Annotated in this window: 16 protein-coding genes; 13 read left to right on the forward strand and 3 right to left on the reverse strand. The window is 67.1% G+C overall.

Features of this window, described 5'->3' with window-relative positions; translation table 11 throughout:
• On the reverse strand, nucleotides 1-1,053 hold the full coding sequence (locus tag ACSQ24_RS24650) for a LacI family DNA-binding transcriptional regulator (protein ID WP_436097233.1): 1,053 nt from the start codon (nucleotides 1,051-1,053) through the stop codon (nucleotides 1-3).
• 277 nt (nucleotides 1,054-1,330) lie between these two features.
• Here ACSQ24_RS24650 and ACSQ24_RS24655 point away from each other — a divergent pair, with 277 nt between their 5' ends.
• The 6 genes from ACSQ24_RS24655 (at nucleotide 1,331) to ACSQ24_RS24680 (ending at nucleotide 8,432) form a co-directional block, all read left to right on the forward strand.
• On the forward strand, nucleotides 1,331-2,131 hold the full coding sequence (locus tag ACSQ24_RS24655; protein ID WP_436097234.1) for an SDR family NAD(P)-dependent oxidoreductase: 801 nt from the start codon (nucleotides 1,331-1,333) through the stop codon (nucleotides 2,129-2,131).
• Nucleotides 2,132-2,240: 109 nt separating this feature from the next.
• Nucleotides 2,241-3,263 (forward strand): TRAP transporter substrate-binding protein, encoded by a 1,023-nt coding sequence (locus ACSQ24_RS24660; RefSeq protein WP_436097235.1) that lies wholly within the window; start codon nucleotides 2,241-2,243, stop codon nucleotides 3,261-3,263.
• Nucleotides 3,264-3,298: 35 nt separating this feature from the next.
• Nucleotides 3,299-5,176: a TRAP transporter large permease gene (locus ACSQ24_RS24665; protein ID WP_436097236.1), complete on the forward strand. Its 1,878-nt coding sequence runs from the start codon at nucleotides 3,299-3,301 to the stop codon at nucleotides 5,174-5,176.
• A 22-nt stretch (nucleotides 5,177-5,198) separates the two neighbouring features.
• A complete protein-coding gene (locus ACSQ24_RS24670; RefSeq protein ID WP_436097237.1) occupies nucleotides 5,199-5,738 on the forward strand; it encodes a VOC family protein in 540 nt (179 codons plus the stop codon).
• Between the two features lie 130 nt (nucleotides 5,739-5,868).
• The gene (locus ACSQ24_RS24675) at nucleotides 5,869-7,143 is read left to right on the forward strand and encodes a ribulose-bisphosphate carboxylase large subunit family protein (protein WP_436097238.1); all 1,275 of its coding nucleotides are present in this window, start codon (nucleotides 5,869-5,871) and stop codon (nucleotides 7,141-7,143) included.
• An 11-nt stretch (nucleotides 7,144-7,154) separates the two neighbouring features.
• On the forward strand, nucleotides 7,155-8,432 hold the full coding sequence (locus ACSQ24_RS24680; protein ID WP_436097239.1) for a four-carbon acid sugar kinase family protein: 1,278 nt from the start codon (nucleotides 7,155-7,157) through the stop codon (nucleotides 8,430-8,432).
• A gap of 12 nt (nucleotides 8,433-8,444) precedes the next feature.
• Here the strand turns inward: ACSQ24_RS24680 and ACSQ24_RS24685 are convergent, their stop codons facing one another.
• Nucleotides 8,445-8,756 carry a hypothetical protein gene (locus tag ACSQ24_RS24685; protein WP_436097240.1) on the reverse strand — a complete coding sequence of 104 codons (312 nt, stop codon included), beginning with the start codon at nucleotides 8,754-8,756 and terminating at the stop codon, nucleotides 8,445-8,447.
• A gap of 220 nt (nucleotides 8,757-8,976) precedes the next feature.
• Here ACSQ24_RS24685 and ACSQ24_RS24690 point away from each other — a divergent pair, with 220 nt between their 5' ends.
• The 4 genes from ACSQ24_RS24690 to ACSQ24_RS24705 all read left to right on the forward strand — a co-directional run bounded on the left by ACSQ24_RS24690 (nucleotide 8,977) and on the right by ACSQ24_RS24705 (nucleotide 14,013).
• Entirely contained in the window at nucleotides 8,977-10,488 is a 1,512-nt protein-coding gene (locus tag ACSQ24_RS24690) for a serine hydrolase domain-containing protein (protein ID WP_436097241.1), read from the forward strand.
• A gap of 11 nt (nucleotides 10,489-10,499) precedes the next feature.
• Nucleotides 10,500-12,083: an ABC transporter substrate-binding protein gene (locus ACSQ24_RS24695; RefSeq protein ID WP_436097242.1), complete on the forward strand. Its 1,584-nt coding sequence runs from the start codon at nucleotides 10,500-10,502 to the stop codon at nucleotides 12,081-12,083.
• 39 nt (nucleotides 12,084-12,122) lie between these two features.
• Complete coding sequence (locus tag ACSQ24_RS24700; RefSeq protein ID WP_436097243.1) at nucleotides 12,123-13,706, forward strand: ABC transporter substrate-binding protein; 1,584 nt, start codon at nucleotides 12,123-12,125, stop codon at nucleotides 13,704-13,706.
• A gap of 85 nt (nucleotides 13,707-13,791) precedes the next feature.
• On the forward strand, nucleotides 13,792-14,013 hold the full coding sequence (locus ACSQ24_RS24705) for a hypothetical protein (RefSeq protein ID WP_436097244.1): 222 nt from the start codon (nucleotides 13,792-13,794) through the stop codon (nucleotides 14,011-14,013).
• 3 nt (nucleotides 14,014-14,016) lie between these two features.
• On the opposite strand, the gene ACSQ24_RS24710 is transcribed toward ACSQ24_RS24705, so the two are convergent.
• Nucleotides 14,017-14,367: a PepSY domain-containing protein gene (locus ACSQ24_RS24710; RefSeq protein ID WP_436097245.1), complete on the reverse strand. Its 351-nt coding sequence runs from the start codon at nucleotides 14,365-14,367 to the stop codon at nucleotides 14,017-14,019.
• Between the two features lie 119 nt (nucleotides 14,368-14,486).
• Between ACSQ24_RS24710 and ACSQ24_RS24715 the strand changes: the two genes are divergently transcribed.
• The 3 genes from ACSQ24_RS24715 to rfbB all read left to right on the forward strand — a co-directional run bounded on the left by ACSQ24_RS24715 (nucleotide 14,487) and on the right by rfbB (nucleotide 17,383).
• Entirely contained in the window at nucleotides 14,487-15,629 is a 1,143-nt protein-coding gene (locus tag ACSQ24_RS24715) for an anhydro-N-acetylmuramic acid kinase (RefSeq protein ID WP_436097246.1), read from the forward strand.
• Nucleotides 15,630-15,752: 123 nt separating this feature from the next.
• On the forward strand, nucleotides 15,753-16,331 hold the full coding sequence (rfbC, locus tag ACSQ24_RS24720) for a dTDP-4-dehydrorhamnose 3,5-epimerase (protein WP_436097247.1): 579 nt from the start codon (nucleotides 15,753-15,755) through the stop codon (nucleotides 16,329-16,331).
• Nucleotides 16,328-17,383 (forward strand): dTDP-glucose 4,6-dehydratase, encoded by a 1,056-nt coding sequence (rfbB, locus tag ACSQ24_RS24725; RefSeq protein WP_436097248.1) that lies wholly within the window; start codon nucleotides 16,328-16,330, stop codon nucleotides 17,381-17,383. The genes rfbC and rfbB overlap by 4 nt, the downstream gene beginning before the upstream one ends.
• The last annotated feature ends 71 nt before the right edge of the window (nucleotides 17,384-17,454 follow it).

Consider the following 17,454-nt stretch of genomic DNA (forward strand, 5'->3'; position numbering starts at 1 on the left):
TCAAGGCAAGTTCTCGCGCAGCACGATCTCGATGCCGGGACGGGCTATACCCTCGGCCGCCGGCCGGCCGGCACGCAGATTGGCGAAGATCGAGATGCAGTCCATAAGCGTCGCCTGCGGGTTCTGCGTGAGGACCGCATCCATGACGCCATCCATCAGCAGGCTGCGCGTCTCGCGGGTGAGCCCATGCCCGATGAAGACGATGTCGTGCTGGCGCCCGACTTCGCGGAGCGCTCGGCCAATGCCCTCCGGACCACCGCCGATATTGTAGATTCCCGCAAGGTCGGGGTACTGCGCCAGCAACGTCTTGGTCTGGCGGTAATTCCTGGCCTCCTCGTCATGGCCTTCGCGCAGGCCGACCACCTCGATCGCCGGGTAGAGTTCCTGGAAGAGGTGGAGGAAGCCCATCTCGCGCTCCTCATGCGCCCGGTAGCTGAGCGATCCGACAATCATCGCGACCTTGGCCGGCCGGTCACCGATGAAGCGCGCGAGCAGATAGCCGGCCGTGCGCCCGGCCGCGCGATTGTCGAGCCCGACATAGGCCGCACGCGCGCTGTGAGCGATGTCGGAGATCAGCGCGACGGTGGGCACGCCGCGCTCCGACAGGAGATTGACCGCCTCGCGCACCAGCGGATGCTCGAGCGCCATGAAGGCGATGCCGTCGACCTCGCGGCCGATACGCTTCAGCTCCTGCGCCAATAGATCGGGGCGGAAGCCCTCAATGTACTCGACCCGTGCCCGCATGTTGAAACCGGCGAACTGCTCCTGCGCACGCGCCACCAGCCGGCCCAGCATGCCGAGGAAGCTGTTCTCGCCCGAGGGCAGCAGGAAGGCGAGCCGCAGCGGCTTCATCCCGGCGGGCATGCGATCGCTCACATCCGCGATGTAGTCGAGCTCCTTGGCGGCGTGGAGGACACGCCGCAGCGTCGTCGGCCTCACACCGGGGCGGCCATTGAGCGCCCGATCGGCGGTCGCGGTCGAAACGCCGGCGCGCGCCGCGACATCCGCCAGAGTCGGCAGGGTTCGGCCATAGGTTGGAATGGAAGCCGTCATAAGACATCAAATAACATCATAAAAACGCTTTGACCAGCACCTGAACCGAACTTAGGTTTTGGCCCAATTCGCGCCAAGACGCGGATGAAAGAGCCGGCTCGGGAGGTTATTGCAGGTCGAGAATATCAGCTTTGATGGCAGCCAAGCCCCGGCATTCGCATGGAGGCACCTGCTCGCGCATCCGACGCGGCGCAGCATCGCTGAGAAACATCAACCTCATAACACATCATCCAGAATGATGCCCTGGCAAGGCCAAGCGCAGGAGAGACGGGTTTCGATGTCCACAGAAGGACGCCTGAAGGACAAGGTCGCGATCGTCTTCGGCGCCGGCTCCATCGGTGATGGCTGGGGCAATGGCAAGGCTGCCGCTGCAGCCTATGCGAGGGCGGGCGCGAAAGTCGTCGCCGTCGACCTGAACGCGGCCGCGGCTGAGGCAACGCGCGACATCATCCTGTCCGAAGGCCATGACGCGATCGCGGTCGCGGCCGACACCACCCGCTTCGAGGACGTCCAGCGCAGCGTCGAGACGGCGCTGAGTGCCTATGGCCGGATCGACATCCTCCATAACAATGTCGGCATCACCTCCCAGGGCGGCCCGGTCGAGACCGGCGAAGACGTCTGGGACCGCGTGATGACCGTCAATGTGAAGAGCATGTTCCTGGCCTGCAAGGCCGTGCTGCCGACCATGGAAGCGCAGCACAGCGGCGCCATCGTCAATATCGGCGCGCTCGGCGGCGTGCGCTGGACCGGCTACGCTTATTGCGCCTACGCAGCCAGCAAGGGTGCGGTCAACAGCTTCACCCAGAGCATCGCGCTGCAATATGCCGGCAAGGGCATCCGGGCGAACTGCATCCTCCCGGGCGTGATGGATACCCCGCACATCTACAAGCAGATCTCCGGCTTCTACCAGGACACCGAAGCCATGGTCACCGCCCGCCACAAGATGTCGCCGACCGGGCGCATGGGCGATGGCTGGGATGTCGCGCATGCCGCCGTGTTCCTCGCCAGCGACGAGGCCAAATACATCAACGGCGTCGAATTATTCGTCGATGGCGGCATGCATGCGCGCTGCAATTGAGACGACAGGCTGGAGATGAGACTGACCGGCTCGTTCGGCCGGCCCTGAGAAGACTGACAACGAAATCCAATGGTTGCCACAGAAGGCAACAAAGACGGAGGGAACGTCCATGACACTGACGACACGTCGCCGATTCCTAACGAACCTGTCCCTGGCTCCGGCCGCGGCCGGGCTGATCATGGGCTTGCCGCGCCCGGCCCGGGCCGCGGAGATCTCGCTGAAGTTCGGCAACAACCTGCCGCTCAGCCATCCCCTGAACATCCGTGCCGCCGAGGCGGCCGAGCGGATCGCCCGGGACAGCAATGGCCGTGTCGAGGTCAAGATCTTCCCGAACAACCAGCTCGGCGGCGACACCGACATGCTGTCGCAGGTGCGCAGCGGCGGCATCGACATCTTCAATGCCGGTACGCTGGTTATCGCGACGCTCGCGCCGGTCAGCGCCATCACCGGCGTCGGCTTCGCCTTCAACACCTACGATCAGGTCTGGCAGGCGGTTGACGGGCCGCTCGGCAACCTGATCCGCGCCGGCTTCGCCAAGGTCGGCCTGCATACCTTCGAGAAGATGTGGGACAACGGCTTCCGGCAGATCACGACGAGCACGCGTCCGATCGCCTCCGCCGCAGACCTCTCGGGGTTGAAGATCCGTGTTCCCGTTAGCCCGATGGGCATCGCGCTGTTCAAGGCGCTCGGCGCCACGCCGGCGAGCCTGCAGTTCAGCGAGGTCTACTCCGCCCTGCAGACCAAGGTCGTCGACGCTCAGGAAAACCCGCTCGCCATCGTGCAGACCGCCAAGTTGTACGAGGTGCAGAAGTTCTGCTCCAACACCAACCACAGCTGGGACGGCTATCACTTCGTCTTCAACGGCCGCTCCTGGCGCAACCTTCCAGACGATGTGAAGGCGATCGTGTCGCGCGCCTTCAACGAGGCCGGCCTGCAGCAGCGCGAGGACGTGCGCAAGCTCAACGAAAACCTCCAGGGCGAACTCACCTCGAAGGGCCTTGCCTTCAATAGCGCCAAGTCCGACAGCTTCCAGGCCAAGCTGCGCGAGAGCGGCTTCTACAAGGAATGGCAGGAGCGCTTCGGCGCCGAAGCCTGGACCCTGCTGGAAGGCACGGCGGGCAAGCTCGCCTGAGTCTGCCATGGCGCGGGGACAGTAAGGGATCAGCCATGGACGGGCACATTGCCACCATGCCGCCGCCGGCCATGCCGGCGACCGGCCTAAGCCGTCTCGTGGGCAGGCTCGACCATGCCGTCGGCACGGTGGTCGAGACGATCGCGGCCGTGCTCGTCCTTGCCGAGATCGTCATCCTCGGAGCGGGCGTCACCGCCCGCTACGCCTTCCATGCACCGCTGGTCTGGTCGGACGAGCTCGCCTCGATCCTGTTCCTCTGGCTTTCCATGCTCGGCGCGGTCGTGGCGCTACGCCGTGGCGAGCATATGCGGATGACCGGCCTCGTTGCACGGGTCAGTCCGTCGACGCGGTCGCTGCTCGAGGCGGTTGCGATCACCGCCGCGATCGCCTTCCTGGTGATGATCCTGCCGCATGCCCTCGACTATGCGGAAGAGGAGCGCTTCATCGTCACGCCGGCGCTGGAGATCGCCAACTCCTGGCGCGCCGCGGCGCTGCCGATCGGCATCACGTTGATGCTGTTCGCCGCCTTCTGCCGACTGCTGCGCTTCGGCTCGTGGAAGCCTGTCCTGCTCGCCGCCGGCCTCACTGCAATCCTCATCATCCTGTTCTGGCTGCTCGGACCGGTGCTGAAGCCGCTTGGCAAGCTCAACCTGGTGATCTTCTTCGTCGGGCTCGTCGCGGCCAATGTCTTCGCCGGGGTGCCGATCGCCTTCTCCTTCGCGCTCGCCACTTTCGGCTATCTCTCGCTGACCACCTCGACGCCGATGGTCGTCATGGTCGGCCGGCTCGACGAGGGCATGAGCCACCTCATCCTGCTCGCCGTGCCGCTCTTCATTTTCCTCGGCGCGCTGATCGAGATGACCGGCATGGCGCGTGCCATGATCCAGTTCCTGGCGTCGCTACTCGGCCATGTCCGCGGCGGGCTGTCCTATGTGCTTGTTGGCGCGATGTACCTGGTCTCCGGCATTTCCGGCTCGAAGATCGCCGACATGGCCGCGATCGCGCCGGTGCTGTTCCCGGAGATGCAGAAGCGCGGCGCCAAGCCGGGCGACCTCGTCGCGCTGCTTTCAGCGACCGGCGCGCAGACCGAGACGATCCCGCCCTCGATCGTGCTGATCACCATCGGCTCGGTCACTGGCGTCTCGATCGCGGCGCTGTTCACCGGTGGCATGTTGCCGGCCGTGGTGCTCGGCATCGCGCTCTGCTTCGTCGTCTGGTGGCGCAACCGGGGCGAGGATCTCAGTCACGTCACCAAATATTCGAAGCGCGAGATCGGCAAGCTCTGCCTGATCGCGGCACCCGCCATTGCCCTGCCCTTCGTCATCCGTGCCGCCGTCGTCGAGGGCGTCGCCACCGCGACGGAGGTCTCGACCATCGGCATCGCCTATGCGGTGCTGGCCGGCATCCTGATCTACCGCCAATTCGACTGGCGCCGGATCAAGGGCATGCTGGTCGACACGGCATCGCTCACCGGCGCGATCATCTTCATCATCGGCTGCGCCACCGCCATGGCCTGGGGACTGACGCAATCGGGCTTCTCGCAGGACCTCGCCAAGATCATGGCGGCGGTTCCCGGCGGCACCTGGGGCTTCCTCGCCATCTCGATCGTCGCCTTCGTTATCCTCGGCAGCGTGCTCGAGGGCATCCCGGCGATCGTGCTGTTCGGGCCGCTGCTCTTCCCGATCGCCAAGCAGATCGGCGTGCACGAGGTGCACTACGCCATGGTCGTGATCTTCGCGATGGGCATCGGCCTCTTCGCCCCGCCCTTCGGCGTCGGCTATTACGGCGCCTGCGCGATCTCGAAGATCAATCCCGACGAGGGGCTGAAATACATCTGGGCCTATATCGCCGCCCTTTTGATCGGCCTCGTCATCGTCGCCGCCGTGCCGTGGTTCTCCATCGGCTTCCTCTAGACATCTTCGCAGGAAAGCACCCATGAGCCGTCATTTTGGCCAGATCCGTCAGGCCGGCTATGTCGTCCCCGATATCGAGGCGGCGATGGACCATTGGAGCCGGGTGCTCGGCGTCGGGCCGTTCTTCTACAATCCCAAGGTCCCGATCAGGAACTATCGCTACAAGGGCGAGGCCTACGAGCCGCACAACTCGGTGGCGCTCGCCAATTCGGGGCCACTGCAGATCGAGCTGATCCAGTGCCGCAACGCGGTGCCCTCCATGTACAAGGACTTCACCGATGCCGGCCATAGCGGCCTCCAGCACGTCGCCTACTGGACCTCGAACTACGATGCCGACCTCACGCGGCTGCTGGCGGAAGGCTTCAAGCCGATGATGTCGGGCGAGGTCGGCGAGCGCGGCCGCTTCATCTATTTTGACACCCACTACCACCCCGGCACGGTGATCGAGCTCTCCGAGGTCGCCGGCCCCAAGGGCGAGATGTTCCGGCTGATCCGCGAGGCTGGCGAGAGCTGGGACGGCAAGGACCCGGTGCGGCCTTTCCCTGATCTGAGTAAGCTCTGAGCGACCATGGCATCCTCCCCGTCATTGCGAGGAGGCGAAGCCGACGAAGCAATCCAGAGGGATTGCGCGAGACCTCCTGGATTGCTTCGCTACGCTCGCAATGACGGCTCGGCGACTTCGGAACATGACCATGGCTGCTGAACGCTTCCAGGCCTCCTATCTGATCGAGACGCCGCTCGACCCACGCAAGGTCGCCGAGGTTATGGCCGGCGAGCAGTCGAGCGGCACCTTCACGCGCGTCGCCGGCGAGACCGACGAATTGCGCGACCGCACCCGCGCCGTCGTCATCGCGGTCGAGGAACTCGACAGCGCAGCCGAGCCGAGCCTGCCCAATGCCTGGTTGATGCGGAAGGGGATCAAGGGCCCATGGCGGCGCGCCAGGATCACGCTCTCCTTCCCCATCGACAATGTCGGCGCCAACCTGCCGACGCTGGCCTCGATCGTCGCCGGCAACCTGTTCGATCTCGGCGAGGTCACCGGCCTCAGGCTCGAGAGCATGGCTTTGCCGGCTTCGTATCGCCGCCTGTTCCCGCTGCCGACACGCGGCATCGCCGGCACCCGCCGGCTCACCGGCATGGCTGACGGCCCGATGATCGGCTCGATCATCAAGCCCAATGTCGGCCTGCGCCCCTACGAGACCGCGGAACTGGTCGGCAAGCTCTGCGCCGCCGGGCTCGACTTCATCAAGGACGACGAGATCTGCGCCGATCCGGTGCATGCGCCGCTCGCCCAGCGCGTACCCGCGGTGATGGCGGCCGTGCGCCGCCATCAGGACCGCACCGGCAAGGCGGTGATGGTCGCCTTCAACATCACCGCCGAGACCGACCAGATGCGCCGCCACGCCGAATTGGTCGAGCGCGAGGGCGGTACCTGCGTCATGGTCAGCCTGAACTGGTGTGGGTTCTCGGCCGTCGAGACCCTGCGCCGCTCGACCAGCCTCGCTTTGCACGGCCATCGCAACGGCTTCGGCGCGCTCTCGCGCCATCCGCTGCTCGGCATCGGCTTCCAGGCCTACCAGACGCTGTGGCGGCTCGCCGGCGTCGACCACATGCATGTGCACGGTTTGCAGGGAAAGTTCGCGCAGGAGGACGAGGAGGTTGTGACCTCGGCAAAGGATTGCGTGACGCCGCTGACGGAGGGCATCGACGACCGCGTCCTGCCGGCCTTCTCCTCAGGGCAGTGGGCCGGCACGGCGCAGCCGACCTGGGATGCGCTCGGCCATGACGACCTCCTGTTCATGGCCGGCGGCGGCATCCTTGCCCATCCCGGCGGGCCAGCGGCCGGTGTCGCCAGCATCCGCCAGGCCTGGGAGGCGGTCGCGGCCGGCGTGCCACTCGCCGACGCCGCAAAAAGCCACAGCGAGCTCGCCCAAGCGCTCGCCTTCTTCGGCAAGGGCGCCGGCTGAGCATGGCAGGCGTGGCGCCCCGTTACGGCTGGTATGGCGACGATTTCACCGGCGCCACCGACACGCTCGCCACGCTGGCGGAAGCCGGCCAGCGCGCCTTGCTCTTCCTGCGCATTCCGACACCGGGACAGCTCGCCAGCGCCGGGCCGCTCGATGCGGTCGGCATTGCCGGCGCGACGCGGGCGATGATCCCGGACGCGATGGCGCTGGAGCTGGACGAAGCCGGGCGCTTCTTCGCCGCGCTCGGCGTCGACCTGCTGCACTACAAGTGCTGCTCGACCTTCGACAGCGCGCCTGGGATCGGCAGTTTCGGGGCCGCGGCGCGCGCCCTGCGGCCGCACTTTCCCAATCCGCTGCTGCCGATCATCGGCGGCCAGCCCAATCTCGGCCGCTACTGCCTGTTCGGCAATCTCTTCGCCGCGGCCGGAGCGGGCGGTACCGTCCACCGCATCGACCGCCATCCGACGATGAGTGTTCATCCGGTGACGCCGATGGGTGAGGGCGATCTGCGGCGCCATCTCGCAGCGCAGGGGCTGGAGCGCGTCGCGCTCGTCGACTATCGCAGCCATGAGGGTGACGGGGCCGTCCCGGCGTTGGACGTCGCCCTGGCGTCACAGCCCGATGCCGTGCTCTTCGATGTCTCGCGCCCCTCCGATCTTGCGGCGATCGGGGCCCTGCTACGCGAGCGGACGAGCGCAGGGCCGATGCTGGCGATCGGCCCGAGCTCGGTCGCGCAGGCCTTCACCGGCTTCCCGCGGGGTGAGCAGAGCGCGATGCCGAAGCTCGCCCGGTCTGATTCCGGCGGCAATCTGCTCGCTCTGGTCGGCAGCCTGTCGCCGGTGACCCGGGCCCAGGTCGAGAACGCGTCGGGCTATCAGATGCTCGCGATCGATCCGGCGCGGCTGATCAGCGAACCCGCTTATCTCGCCGCGCTACGTAGCGCGGCGCTCGCCGGCCTGGCCGAGCGCAATGTCATGCTGATTACCGACCGACCGGCTGGTGCTCCCAGCGAGACCGGCAAAGTCGCGGCTGCGACCGGCGCGCTGCTGCGCGCGATCATGAGCGAGGCACAGATCGCGCGGCTGGTCATTGCCGGCGGCGACACCTCGACGCTGGCGATCCGCTCGCTTGATCTCTGGGGGCTGTCCTATCGTTCGCCCTGCACGCCGGGCGCGCCGCTCTGCCGCGCCCATAGCGACGATCCCAGGCTCGACGGCCTCGACATCGTCCTGAAGGGCGGCCAGATGGGCACGCCCGATTTTTTCAACCGCGTTGCCGAGACCAGCTGAGCCGGCCCGGGCTCAGGGGCAGACGTAGCCAGCCTGGCCGTCGGGCACGCAGCGCGAACCGTTCGGCAGGTTGAGCGCACCGGAACGGTCGCGCCGGACATAGGCGCCGTTGGGCAGGGAGAAGCCGCCAGTCGCATCGGTCTGGACGCGCGTCCCGTCCGGCAATTGCAGGCCGCCCGCGCCATCGCTGGCGATTCGCTTCGACATCACGGTGCCAGCGGGTGCAGAGCCGGCTGGCGGTGCGCCGAAGCGCTGCGGCTGCGAGCAACCTGCCGCGATGCCGGCGAGACTAATGGCCCCGGCCACGAAGAATACGCGTCTCATCCAATCCGCCTCCTCAATATGCCTTCATCAAATCCGCAGTCTCCAGCAAGGCAGGGCTGCGGTCCAGCGCGCGCCGCGCGCGCGACAGCAGGATCGACCAGAGATTGTGCCGCTTTCATGACGACCCGGTCAGACCTCCACGCATGACCGGAGCATTGCCTAGCCGCCCCGATATCCGCGACAGTTCCATCCGGGACGGATCGCCGGAGAGCATAAGCGCATGGTCGACTGGACGAAGGGGCGCAGCGAGGCGCAGGCGATCGCCGAGCCCTGGACACGGCAAGGCGGGCCGGGCGGCGCCATCGTGCTGTTCGACCGCGACGGCGTGCGCGAAAGCGCGAGCGGCGGCTTTGCCGTGATCGAGCACCGCCTGCCCTTCACTCCCGACACGCAGAATCGGCTGGCCTCGATCAGCAAGCACATCTGCGCCGCCGTGCTGCTGCGCGAGGGCGTGCCGCTGGAGGCAACGCTCGGCAGTTTCCTGCCAGAGCTGCCGGCCGCACTGGGCGCTGTCCCGCTCGGCCGTGCGCTCGACATGACCGGCGCGCTGCCTGACATGATGGAGGCGCTCTGGCAGCTGGGCACACCCTTCACCGCGAGCCTGTCTGCCGCCGAGATTTTCGCCGCCGCCTGCCGCCTGCCCGGGCTCAATGCCGAACCCGGCACCGAGATGGCCTATTCCAACACCGGCTGGCGGCTGGCGCAGGCGATCCTCGAACGCCGAACCGGCAAGAGCTATGCGCAGCTGATCGAGGCGCTGATGGCGCCGGCCTCGCTGCCGATCCGCTTCGTCGCCGACGAGACCGAGGCGGTGCCCGGCCTCGCCACCGGCTATTGGCATGACGGTCAAGACTGGCGGCGCGGGCATTACGGCTTCAACTTCTCGGCTTCGGGCGGCATGGCCGGCAGCGCGGCAGGGCTGGCGCGCTGGGCGGCGGCGCTGATGGCCGGGCGCGAACCTTACGCTGGTCTGCTCGACCGGCTCGCCGCGCCGCACCAATTCGCCGATGGCAGCGAGAGCGGCTACCGGCTCGGCCTCGTCGCGAGCCAGCGCGGCGGTATCAGGATCGTCGGCCATGGCGGCTCGCTGACGGGCTATCGCAACCACATGCTCCTCGCCCCGGAGCAAGGCGTCGGCGTCGTCGTGCTGACCAATCGCGAGGAGGATGCGCTCTGGCCGGCCCTGCGCGTGCTGGCGACGCTGATCGGCGAGGCTTTGCCCAGCGAACCTGACAATGCCCCCGCCGGACTCTACGCAACGGAAGACGGACCGTTCTGGGCCGAGTTCGCCGGCGGTGCGATCAGTTTCATGGGCGGCTATGAAAAGCTCGTCTCGGACGGCGACGGCGGAATGCGCAGCCTACCGGCCTATCTCGAGGTCGGCTTGAAGACTGAAGCCGACGGCGCGCTCGCCGGCACGATCGGGGGCGTCGCCCGCCGACTGGTGCCGGTACCAGCCGATACGATGCTCGACGAGCGCCTTGTCGGGCGCTGGCGCGACAACCGGCTCAGCGTCGAGATCACCATCGGCGCCGATGGCACGGCGTCCTGGCCCTGGGCCGGAACGATCGGCCACGAGACGCGCCTGACGCCGCTGCCCGGCGGGCGGGCGCTGGCCGACTTGAAGCATGGCCCCTGGCGGCACCGGCCTTGCTTGTGGCTGCAGCCGGACGGGAGCCTGCGGCTTGCCAGCCATCGCTCGCGCATCCTGCATTTCGACAGAACCGCCTGAGAAAGCCGACCATGATCCGTTCCCGTCTCGCCGCAGCGCTCATCGGCGCCACCGCGCTGCTCCTCACCGGCGCTGCGCAGGCGCAGCCGGCGCCGAAGACCGTACTCCGCGTCGCGCCGCACGCCGATTTGAAGACGCTCGATCCGGTCGCGGCCTCGGTGCTGATCACCCGCATGCACGGGCTGATGATCTACGAGACGCTGTTCGCCTGGGACGCCAACCTCCAGCCGAAGCCGCAGATGGTCGAGAGCTTCTCGACCTCGGACGACAAGCTGAGCTGGAGCTTCACGCTGCGGCCAGGCCTCAAATTCCATGACGGCCAGCCGGTGAAGACGCGCGACGTGATCGCCTCGCTGAAGCGCTGGATGGCCCGCGACACCATCGGCGGGAAGCTCGGCGAATACACCGAGGCCATGACGGCGGTCGATGACCGGACGTTCCAGCTGAAGCTGAAGAAGCCGATGGCGCTGGTGCCGTTCGCGCTCGGCTCGGCCGTGGGCAACATCCCGGCGATCATGCGCGAGAGCGACGCGACGAGCGATCCGTTGAAGCCGATCAGTGAGGCGGTCGGCTCCGGCCCGTTCCTGTTCAACCGCGCCGAATGGCGCAGCGGCGCCAAGGTCGTCTACGACAGGAATCCCGATTATGTGCCGCGCTCGGAGCCGGCCGATGGGCTCGCCGGCGGGCGCGTCGTCAAGGTCGACCGGGTCGAGTGGCTGATCATGCCCGATCAGGCGACGGCGGCCGCGGCGCTGCAAACCGGCGAGATCGATATCTGGGAGCAGCCGAGCCAGGACCTGGCGCCGGTGATCGCGGCGACGAAGGAGGTCAAGGTCGAGCGCTATGCCAGCCTGCCGGATCAGGCGCTGCTGCGGCCCAATCACCTCTATCCGCCCTTCGACAACCCCAAGGCCCGCCTCGCCCTGGCCTACGCCACTGACCAAGCCGAATTTTTGGCCGGCGGCTTCGGCGACGAGGAATGGTGGCAGCGCTGCAACTCCTATTTCATCTGCGGCGGCCCGAACGGCACGCAGGCGGGCGCCGAGAGCTTCGCCAAACCCGATCTCGCCAGGGCAAAGCAGCTCCTGGCGGAGAGCGGCTACAAGGGCGAGCCGCTGGCGCTGATGTCGAGCATGGACATCCCGCCGATCGGCCGCATGGCCGAGGTCGCGGCCGACAGCCTGAGAAAGGTCGGCTTCAATATCGACCTGCAATTCTCGGACTGGGGCACGGTGGCGACGCGCCAGCAGAATCGCGGCGCGCCCGGCCGCAGCGGCTGGAACCTCTTCGTCACCACCATCCCCGGCGCGACCATGCAGTCACCGCTGACCAATGTCGGCACCAATATGGCCTGCGAGAAGGCCTGGGCCGGCTGGGCCTGCGATGCGCAGACGGAAAAGCTGCGCGGCGCCGTCGTCGATGCGCCCGACGATGCCGCCCGCAAGGCGGCGGTCGAGACCCTGCACAGGCACCTCGCCGAGGTTCAGCCCTATCGCGTGCTCGGCCAGTTCGTTCAGCCCTATGCAAGGCGCGCCAATGTCACGGGCGTGCTGGCAGCGCCAGTGATGCTGTTCTGGAACATCGAGAAGAAATGAGCGCATCCTGCGCTTCGCCCGCATGGAAGGAGGTCAATCATGATCCGATCCCGCTTCGCCGCTGCTCTCGCCGGCGCGACCGCGCTCGTCCTCGCTGCCGGCGCGCAGGCGCAGCCGGCGCCGAAAAATGTGCTGCGCGTCGCGCCGCACGCGGACCTGAAGACGCTCGACCCGGTCGCCGCCTCGATCGTGATCACCCGCATGCACGGGCTGATGATCTACGAGACCCTGTTCGCCTGGGACGCCAACCTCCAGCCCAAGCCGCAGATGGTCGAGAGTTTTTCGACCGCGCCGGACGGGCTGTCCTGGAGCTTCACGCTGCGGCCCGGCCTGAAGTTCCATGATGGCCAGCCGGTGACGACCCGCGACGTCATCGCTTCGCTGAAGCGCTGGATGGTGCGCGATACGATCGGCGGCAAGCTCGGCGAATACACCGAAGGCATGGAAGCGAAGGACGACAGGACCTTCACGCTCAAGCTGAAGAAGCCGATGGCGCTGGTGCCGTTCGCGCTCGGCTCGGCGGTCGGCCAGATCCCGGTGATCATGCGCGAGGCCGATGCCGCGACCGATCCGATGAAGCCGGTGACCGAGACGATCGGCTCCGGCCCGTTCAAGTTCAATCGCGCCGAATGGCGCAGCGGCGCCAAGATCGTCTACGATAAGAACCCTGATTACGTGCCGCGCACCGAGCCGGCCGACGGGCTTGCCGGTGGGCGTGTCGTCAAGGTCGACCGGGTCGAATGGATGATCATGCCCGATGCGGCGACGGCTGCGGCTGCCTTGCAGACCGGCGAGATCGACATCTGGGAGCAGCCGAGCCAGGACCTGATTCCGGTCGTCGCTGCCGCCAAGGACGTCAAGGTCGAGCGCTATTCGAACCTCGCCAACCAGGTGATGCTGCGCCCGAACAGCCTGCATCCGCCCTTCAACAATCCCAAGGCGCGCCTCGCTTTGGCCTATGCCACCGACCAAGCCGAGTTCCTGGCCGGCGGTTTCGGCGACGAGGAGTGGTGGAAGCGTTGCGCCGCCTATTTCATCTGCGGCGGGCCTAACGGCACACAGGCGGGCACGGAAGGTTACGCCAAGCCTGATCTGGAGAAGGCGAAGCAGCTGCTGGCGGAAGCCGGCTACAAGGGCGAGAAGCTGGTGCTGACCACCAGCAACGACATCGCCGCGATCGGCCGGATGGCCGAGGTCGCCGCCGCCCAGCTGAAGAAGGCCGGAGTCAATGTCGAGGTGCAGTTCTCCGACTGGGGCACCGTCACCACCCGCCAGCAGAACAAGAGCCCGCCGGACCAGGGCGGCTGGAACCTGTTCGTGACCTATGCCTCCGGCGCGACCATGCAGTCTCCGATGACCAATATCGGCACCAACATGGCTTGCGAGAAAGCCTGGGCCGGCTGGCCCTGCGACGCCGAGGCCGAGAAGCTGCGCGGCGCAGTGGTCGACGCACCCGACGACGCCGCTCGCAAGGCGGCGGTCGAGGCGCTGCACAAAAGGCTGGCCGAGATGCAGCCCTATCGCGTGCTCGGCCAGTTCGATCAGCCTTATGCAAAGCGCGCCAACGTCTCGGGCCTGCTGGCGGCGCCGGTGATGCTGTTCTGGAACATCGAAAAGAAATGACGCCGACGCGGCGTTAACCGGTTCCTGACCGATTGCGGACGAGACTCGTCAGAACGATTCGCCGTCTTAGTCTCGTGAGAGCGTAATGGGTCAGGTCCTGATGGGTCAGGTTTTGCAGTTCCGGTTGAAGCCGCCGGCCGTCGAGTATGATGGTGATGCGCTCGACCTCATGTCGGCGATCGACTTCGCCCTGCGCGATCTCGCCGACATCACCCCGCATATCCTGCACGAGCCGAGCCGTGAGCAGGCGCGGCAATGCCGGGAGATGCTGCAGGACGCTTTAGACGCGGCGCTGCGGGCCGGCTGACCTTCAGTCGCGCCTGACGGCAACGACATCGCCCTCATCATTGACGACGACGCGGATGTCCTCGTCGTCATCATCGGTACCCGAGACGATCCAGACGCCGCGACGGCGGCGGACGCTGTCGACATCGACCACACCGTTGCGGCGGGCGATCCGCACGGCCTCGCGCCGGCTGATACCGTAGTCATCGTCGTCGGCTTCCGGCGGCCGGGGTGGGTATGGCGGCGCCGTCGGTGCGTCAGGTGGCGGAACGTCGAGCGGCGGCGCACCGATCTCGCTGCTCAATACCTGTGCGAGCGCCGGCGCAGTCGGAACGAGGCCCAGGCAGGCGATTAAGACGAAGCGACGGGTCGGCATAGCCGGTCTCCAGGGCAGGTTCGCCTTGGGGTAAACGGCGATTAGGTCGGGATTGGGTCAGGATTGCGGGCGAAGCTTGCCTGTGACAGGCATCGTCCCGGACGAGACGGAGATGTGGCATGAAGCCAGCCTGGGCGATCGGCCTGATGACCGGAACGGTCCTCGACGGCAACATCGACATCGCCGCCATCCGCACGGATGGCGCAGTGGTCGCCGAATTCGGGCCATGGCGGCTCTCGCCCTATCGCCAGGAGGTTCGCGATCTGCTGGCCGAGGCGGTGCAGGCCGCACTGGCCTGGCGCTTCGAGGGGCCGGAACCGGCGATCTTCGCCGAGGCCGAGCGCGCGCTCACGGCGGCGCAAGCGGATGCCGTCGCTGACTTCCTTGCCGCTGAGGGCATCGCGGCAAGCGAGGTCGCGGCCATCGGCTTCCATGGCCAGACGGTTCTGCACCGCGCCCCAACCAAAGAGTGCAAGGGCGACACCCGCCAGCTCGGCGACGGCGCGCTGATGGCGGCGCAACTCGGCATCGACGTCGTCTATGATTTCCGCACGGCCGATGTCCGCGCCGGTGGCCAGGGCGCGCCGCTGGTTGCGAGCTATCATGCCGCTCTCATGCGCGGCATCGGCGCCGGGCAAGAAACGGCGGTGCTCAATCTCGGCGGCGTCGGCAATCTCAGCGCCTTCGCCGATGCCGACCACGTGCTCGCCTTCGATACCGGGCCGGGCAATGCGCCGCTGAACGACTGGATCAAGCAGCACGGCAAGGGCGAGATGGACCGCGACGGCGCCTTCTCGCTCGCCGGCAGCGTCGACGAGGAAAGGCTCACGCGCCTGCTCGAACACCCCTATCTCGTCGCGCCCTATCCGAAATCGCTCGACCGCTACGATTTCACCGCCGCCATGGCCGAAGGCCTCTCCTTCGCGGACGGGGCGGCGACACTCACCGCCTTCACTGCCGGCGCGGTCGGGCGGGGGCTCGACCTGCTCCCGGTCAGGCCGGCAAGGCTGATCGTCTGCGGCGGCGGGCGACGCAATCCGGCGATCATGGCGGCGCTCAATGCGCGCAGCGGCGCGGAAGCTGTTCCGGCCGAGGCGGTCGGCTGGCGCGGCGATGCGATCGAGGCCGAATGCTTCGCCTTCCTCGCCATGCGCCGCAAGGCCGGCCTGCCGATCAGCTTCCCGCTGACCACGGGCGTGGCGGAACCGATGACGGGCGGGCGGATCGCGAGAGCCGGATCCGATCAGATCGAACCAATCTGATCGATGAATCCGTCTCTCACTTTGAGTTAGAGACCGTTTTACCGGTCGCCTTGCGATGCAAGTTGATCGGAACGGGCTCTAGCGGGCGTTGACGGCGCACGCCGGCGAGGGTTCAAGAACGCCATGAGCAAGTTCGCCTTCGAGCCCCTCGCCATCCCGGCCGTCGTGCTGATCCGCCCGAAGAAATTCGGCGATGCGCGCGGCTACTTCATGGAGACCTGGAGTGCGCAGGACTTCGCGGCGGCCGGCATCAGCGCCGTCTTCGTGCAGGACAACCAGTCGCTCTCGGCGGCACGCGGCGTGGTGCGCGGCCTGCACTTCCAGGCCCCGCCGGCGGCGCAGGCCAAGCTGATCCGGGTGCTGAAGGGCGCGATCTTCGACGTCATGGTCGATATTCGCGTGGGATCACCGAGCTACGGCAAATGGTGCGCGGCAACGCTCACGGCGGACGGCGCCGAGCAGCTCTTCGTGCCGCGCGGCTTCGCCCATGGCTTCTGCACGCTCGAGCCCGATACCGAGGTCGTCTATAAGGTCGACGGTCCCTATGCGCCGCAGACCGAGGGCGGCATTGCCTGGAATGATCCCGACCTTGCGATCGACTGGCCGGTCTCCGCGGCCGAGGCGCAGCTCTCCGGCAAGGACGCAGCCCTGCCCGGCTTTGCCGGCTTCGCCAGCCCGTTCCGCTACGAGGCTCAGCCGTGAAGCGCTATCTCGTCACCGGCGGCGCCGGCTTCATCGGCTCCACCGTAGTGCGCCACCTGATCCGGCAGACGCCGCATCAGGTGCTGGTCATCGACAAGCTGACCTATGCCGGCAATCGCGATAATCTCGAGCCGGTCTCGAACGATCCGCGGCTGTCATTTCTTCAGGCCGATATCGGCGATGCGACGGCCATGCGGCAGGCCTTCGCCGAATTCCGGCCCGACATCGTCATGCATCTCGCCGCCGAGAGCCATGTCGACCGCTCGATCGACGGGCCGGCCGCCTTCATCGAAACCAATATCGTCGGCTCCTTCGTGCTGCTGCAGGAGGCGCTGCGGCACTGGCGCGCCCTGCCCGCCGAAGAACAAGCCGGGTTCCGCTTCCACCAGATCTCGACCGACGAGGTCTTCGGCTCGCTCGGTGAGGACGGGCTGTTCAGCGAGACCTCGCCCTATCAGCCGAATTCGCCCTATTCGGCTTCCAAGGCGGCCTCCGACCATCTGGCGCGGGCCTGGCACCACACCTACGGCCTGCCGGTGGTGCTCTCGAACTGCTCAAACAATTACGGGCCCTATCACTTCCCCGAGAAGCTGATCCCGCTGATGATCCTCAACGCGCTCGAGGGCAAAGACCTGCCGGTCTATGGCTCCGGCGCCAATGTCCGCGACTGGCTGCATGTCGAGGACCACGCCCGCGCGCTCGCCTTGATCGCCGAGAACGGCCGGATCGGCGAGAGCTACAATGTCGGCGGCTCGGCCGAGCGCAGCAATCTTCAGGTGGTCAAGGCGATCTGTGCGCTGATGGACGAGCTTGCGCCGGATGCCAGCATTGGCCCCCGCGAAAGCCTGATCCGCTTCGTCGCCGACCGGCCAGGCCATGACCGGCGCTATGCCATCGACGCATCCAAGATCGAGCGCGAGCTCGGCTGGCGGCCGCAGGAGAGCTTTGAGAGCGGACTGCGCAAGACGATCGCCTGGTACCTGGAGAACCGCGACTGGTGGGACCGGATCCGCTCCGGCGTCTATCGCGGCGAGCGGCTGGGCGCGGGCTGAGGCCCCGTCTTTCCGGGGCAGCCCGAAGGGCTGAGCCCGGAACCCAGAGCCGATGCCATCTCCGAAGCAGC

It is taken from the genome of Allobosea sp. LjRoot237, assembly GCF_964253285.1.
Classification (GTDB): domain Bacteria; phylum Pseudomonadota; class Alphaproteobacteria; order Rhizobiales; family Beijerinckiaceae; genus Allobosea.

Bases quoted from the DNA above. Each gene is read 5' to 3' on its own strand.
- ACSQ24_RS24685 (WP_436097240.1), bottom strand. From the start codon at position 8,756: ATGAGACGCGTATTCTTCGTGGCCGGGGCCATTAGTCTCGCCGGCATC.
- ACSQ24_RS24675 (WP_436097238.1), top strand. From the start codon at position 5,869: ATGGCTGCTGAACGCTTCCAGGCCTCCTATCTGATCGAGACGCCGCTC.
- ACSQ24_RS24690 (WP_436097241.1), top strand. From the start codon at position 8,977: ATGGTCGACTGGACGAAGGGGCGCAGCGAGGCGCAGGCGATCGCCGAG.
- ACSQ24_RS24710 (WP_436097245.1), bottom strand. From the start codon at position 14,367: ATGCCGACCCGTCGCTTCGTCTTAATCGCCTGCCTGGGCCTCGTTCCG.
- ACSQ24_RS24660 (WP_436097235.1), top strand. From the start codon at position 2,241: ATGACACTGACGACACGTCGCCGATTCCTAACGAACCTGTCCCTGGCT.
- ACSQ24_RS24705 (WP_436097244.1), top strand. From the start codon at position 13,792: ATGGGTCAGGTCCTGATGGGTCAGGTTTTGCAGTTCCGGTTGAAGCCG.
- rfbC (WP_436097247.1), top strand. From the start codon at position 15,753: ATGAGCAAGTTCGCCTTCGAGCCCCTCGCCATCCCGGCCGTCGTGCTG.
- ACSQ24_RS24715 (WP_436097246.1), top strand. From the start codon at position 14,487: ATGAAGCCAGCCTGGGCGATCGGCCTGATGACCGGAACGGTCCTCGAC.
- ACSQ24_RS24670 (WP_436097237.1), top strand. From the start codon at position 5,199: ATGAGCCGTCATTTTGGCCAGATCCGTCAGGCCGGCTATGTCGTCCCC.
- ACSQ24_RS24700 (WP_436097243.1), top strand. From the start codon at position 12,123: ATGATCCGATCCCGCTTCGCCGCTGCTCTCGCCGGCGCGACCGCGCTC.
- ACSQ24_RS24665 (WP_436097236.1), top strand. From the start codon at position 3,299: ATGGACGGGCACATTGCCACCATGCCGCCGCCGGCCATGCCGGCGACC.
- ACSQ24_RS24695 (WP_436097242.1), top strand. From the start codon at position 10,500: ATGATCCGTTCCCGTCTCGCCGCAGCGCTCATCGGCGCCACCGCGCTG.
- ACSQ24_RS24650 (WP_436097233.1), bottom strand. From the start codon at position 1,053: ATGACGGCTTCCATTCCAACCTATGGCCGAACCCTGCCGACTCTGGCG.
- ACSQ24_RS24655 (WP_436097234.1), top strand. From the start codon at position 1,331: ATGTCCACAGAAGGACGCCTGAAGGACAAGGTCGCGATCGTCTTCGGC.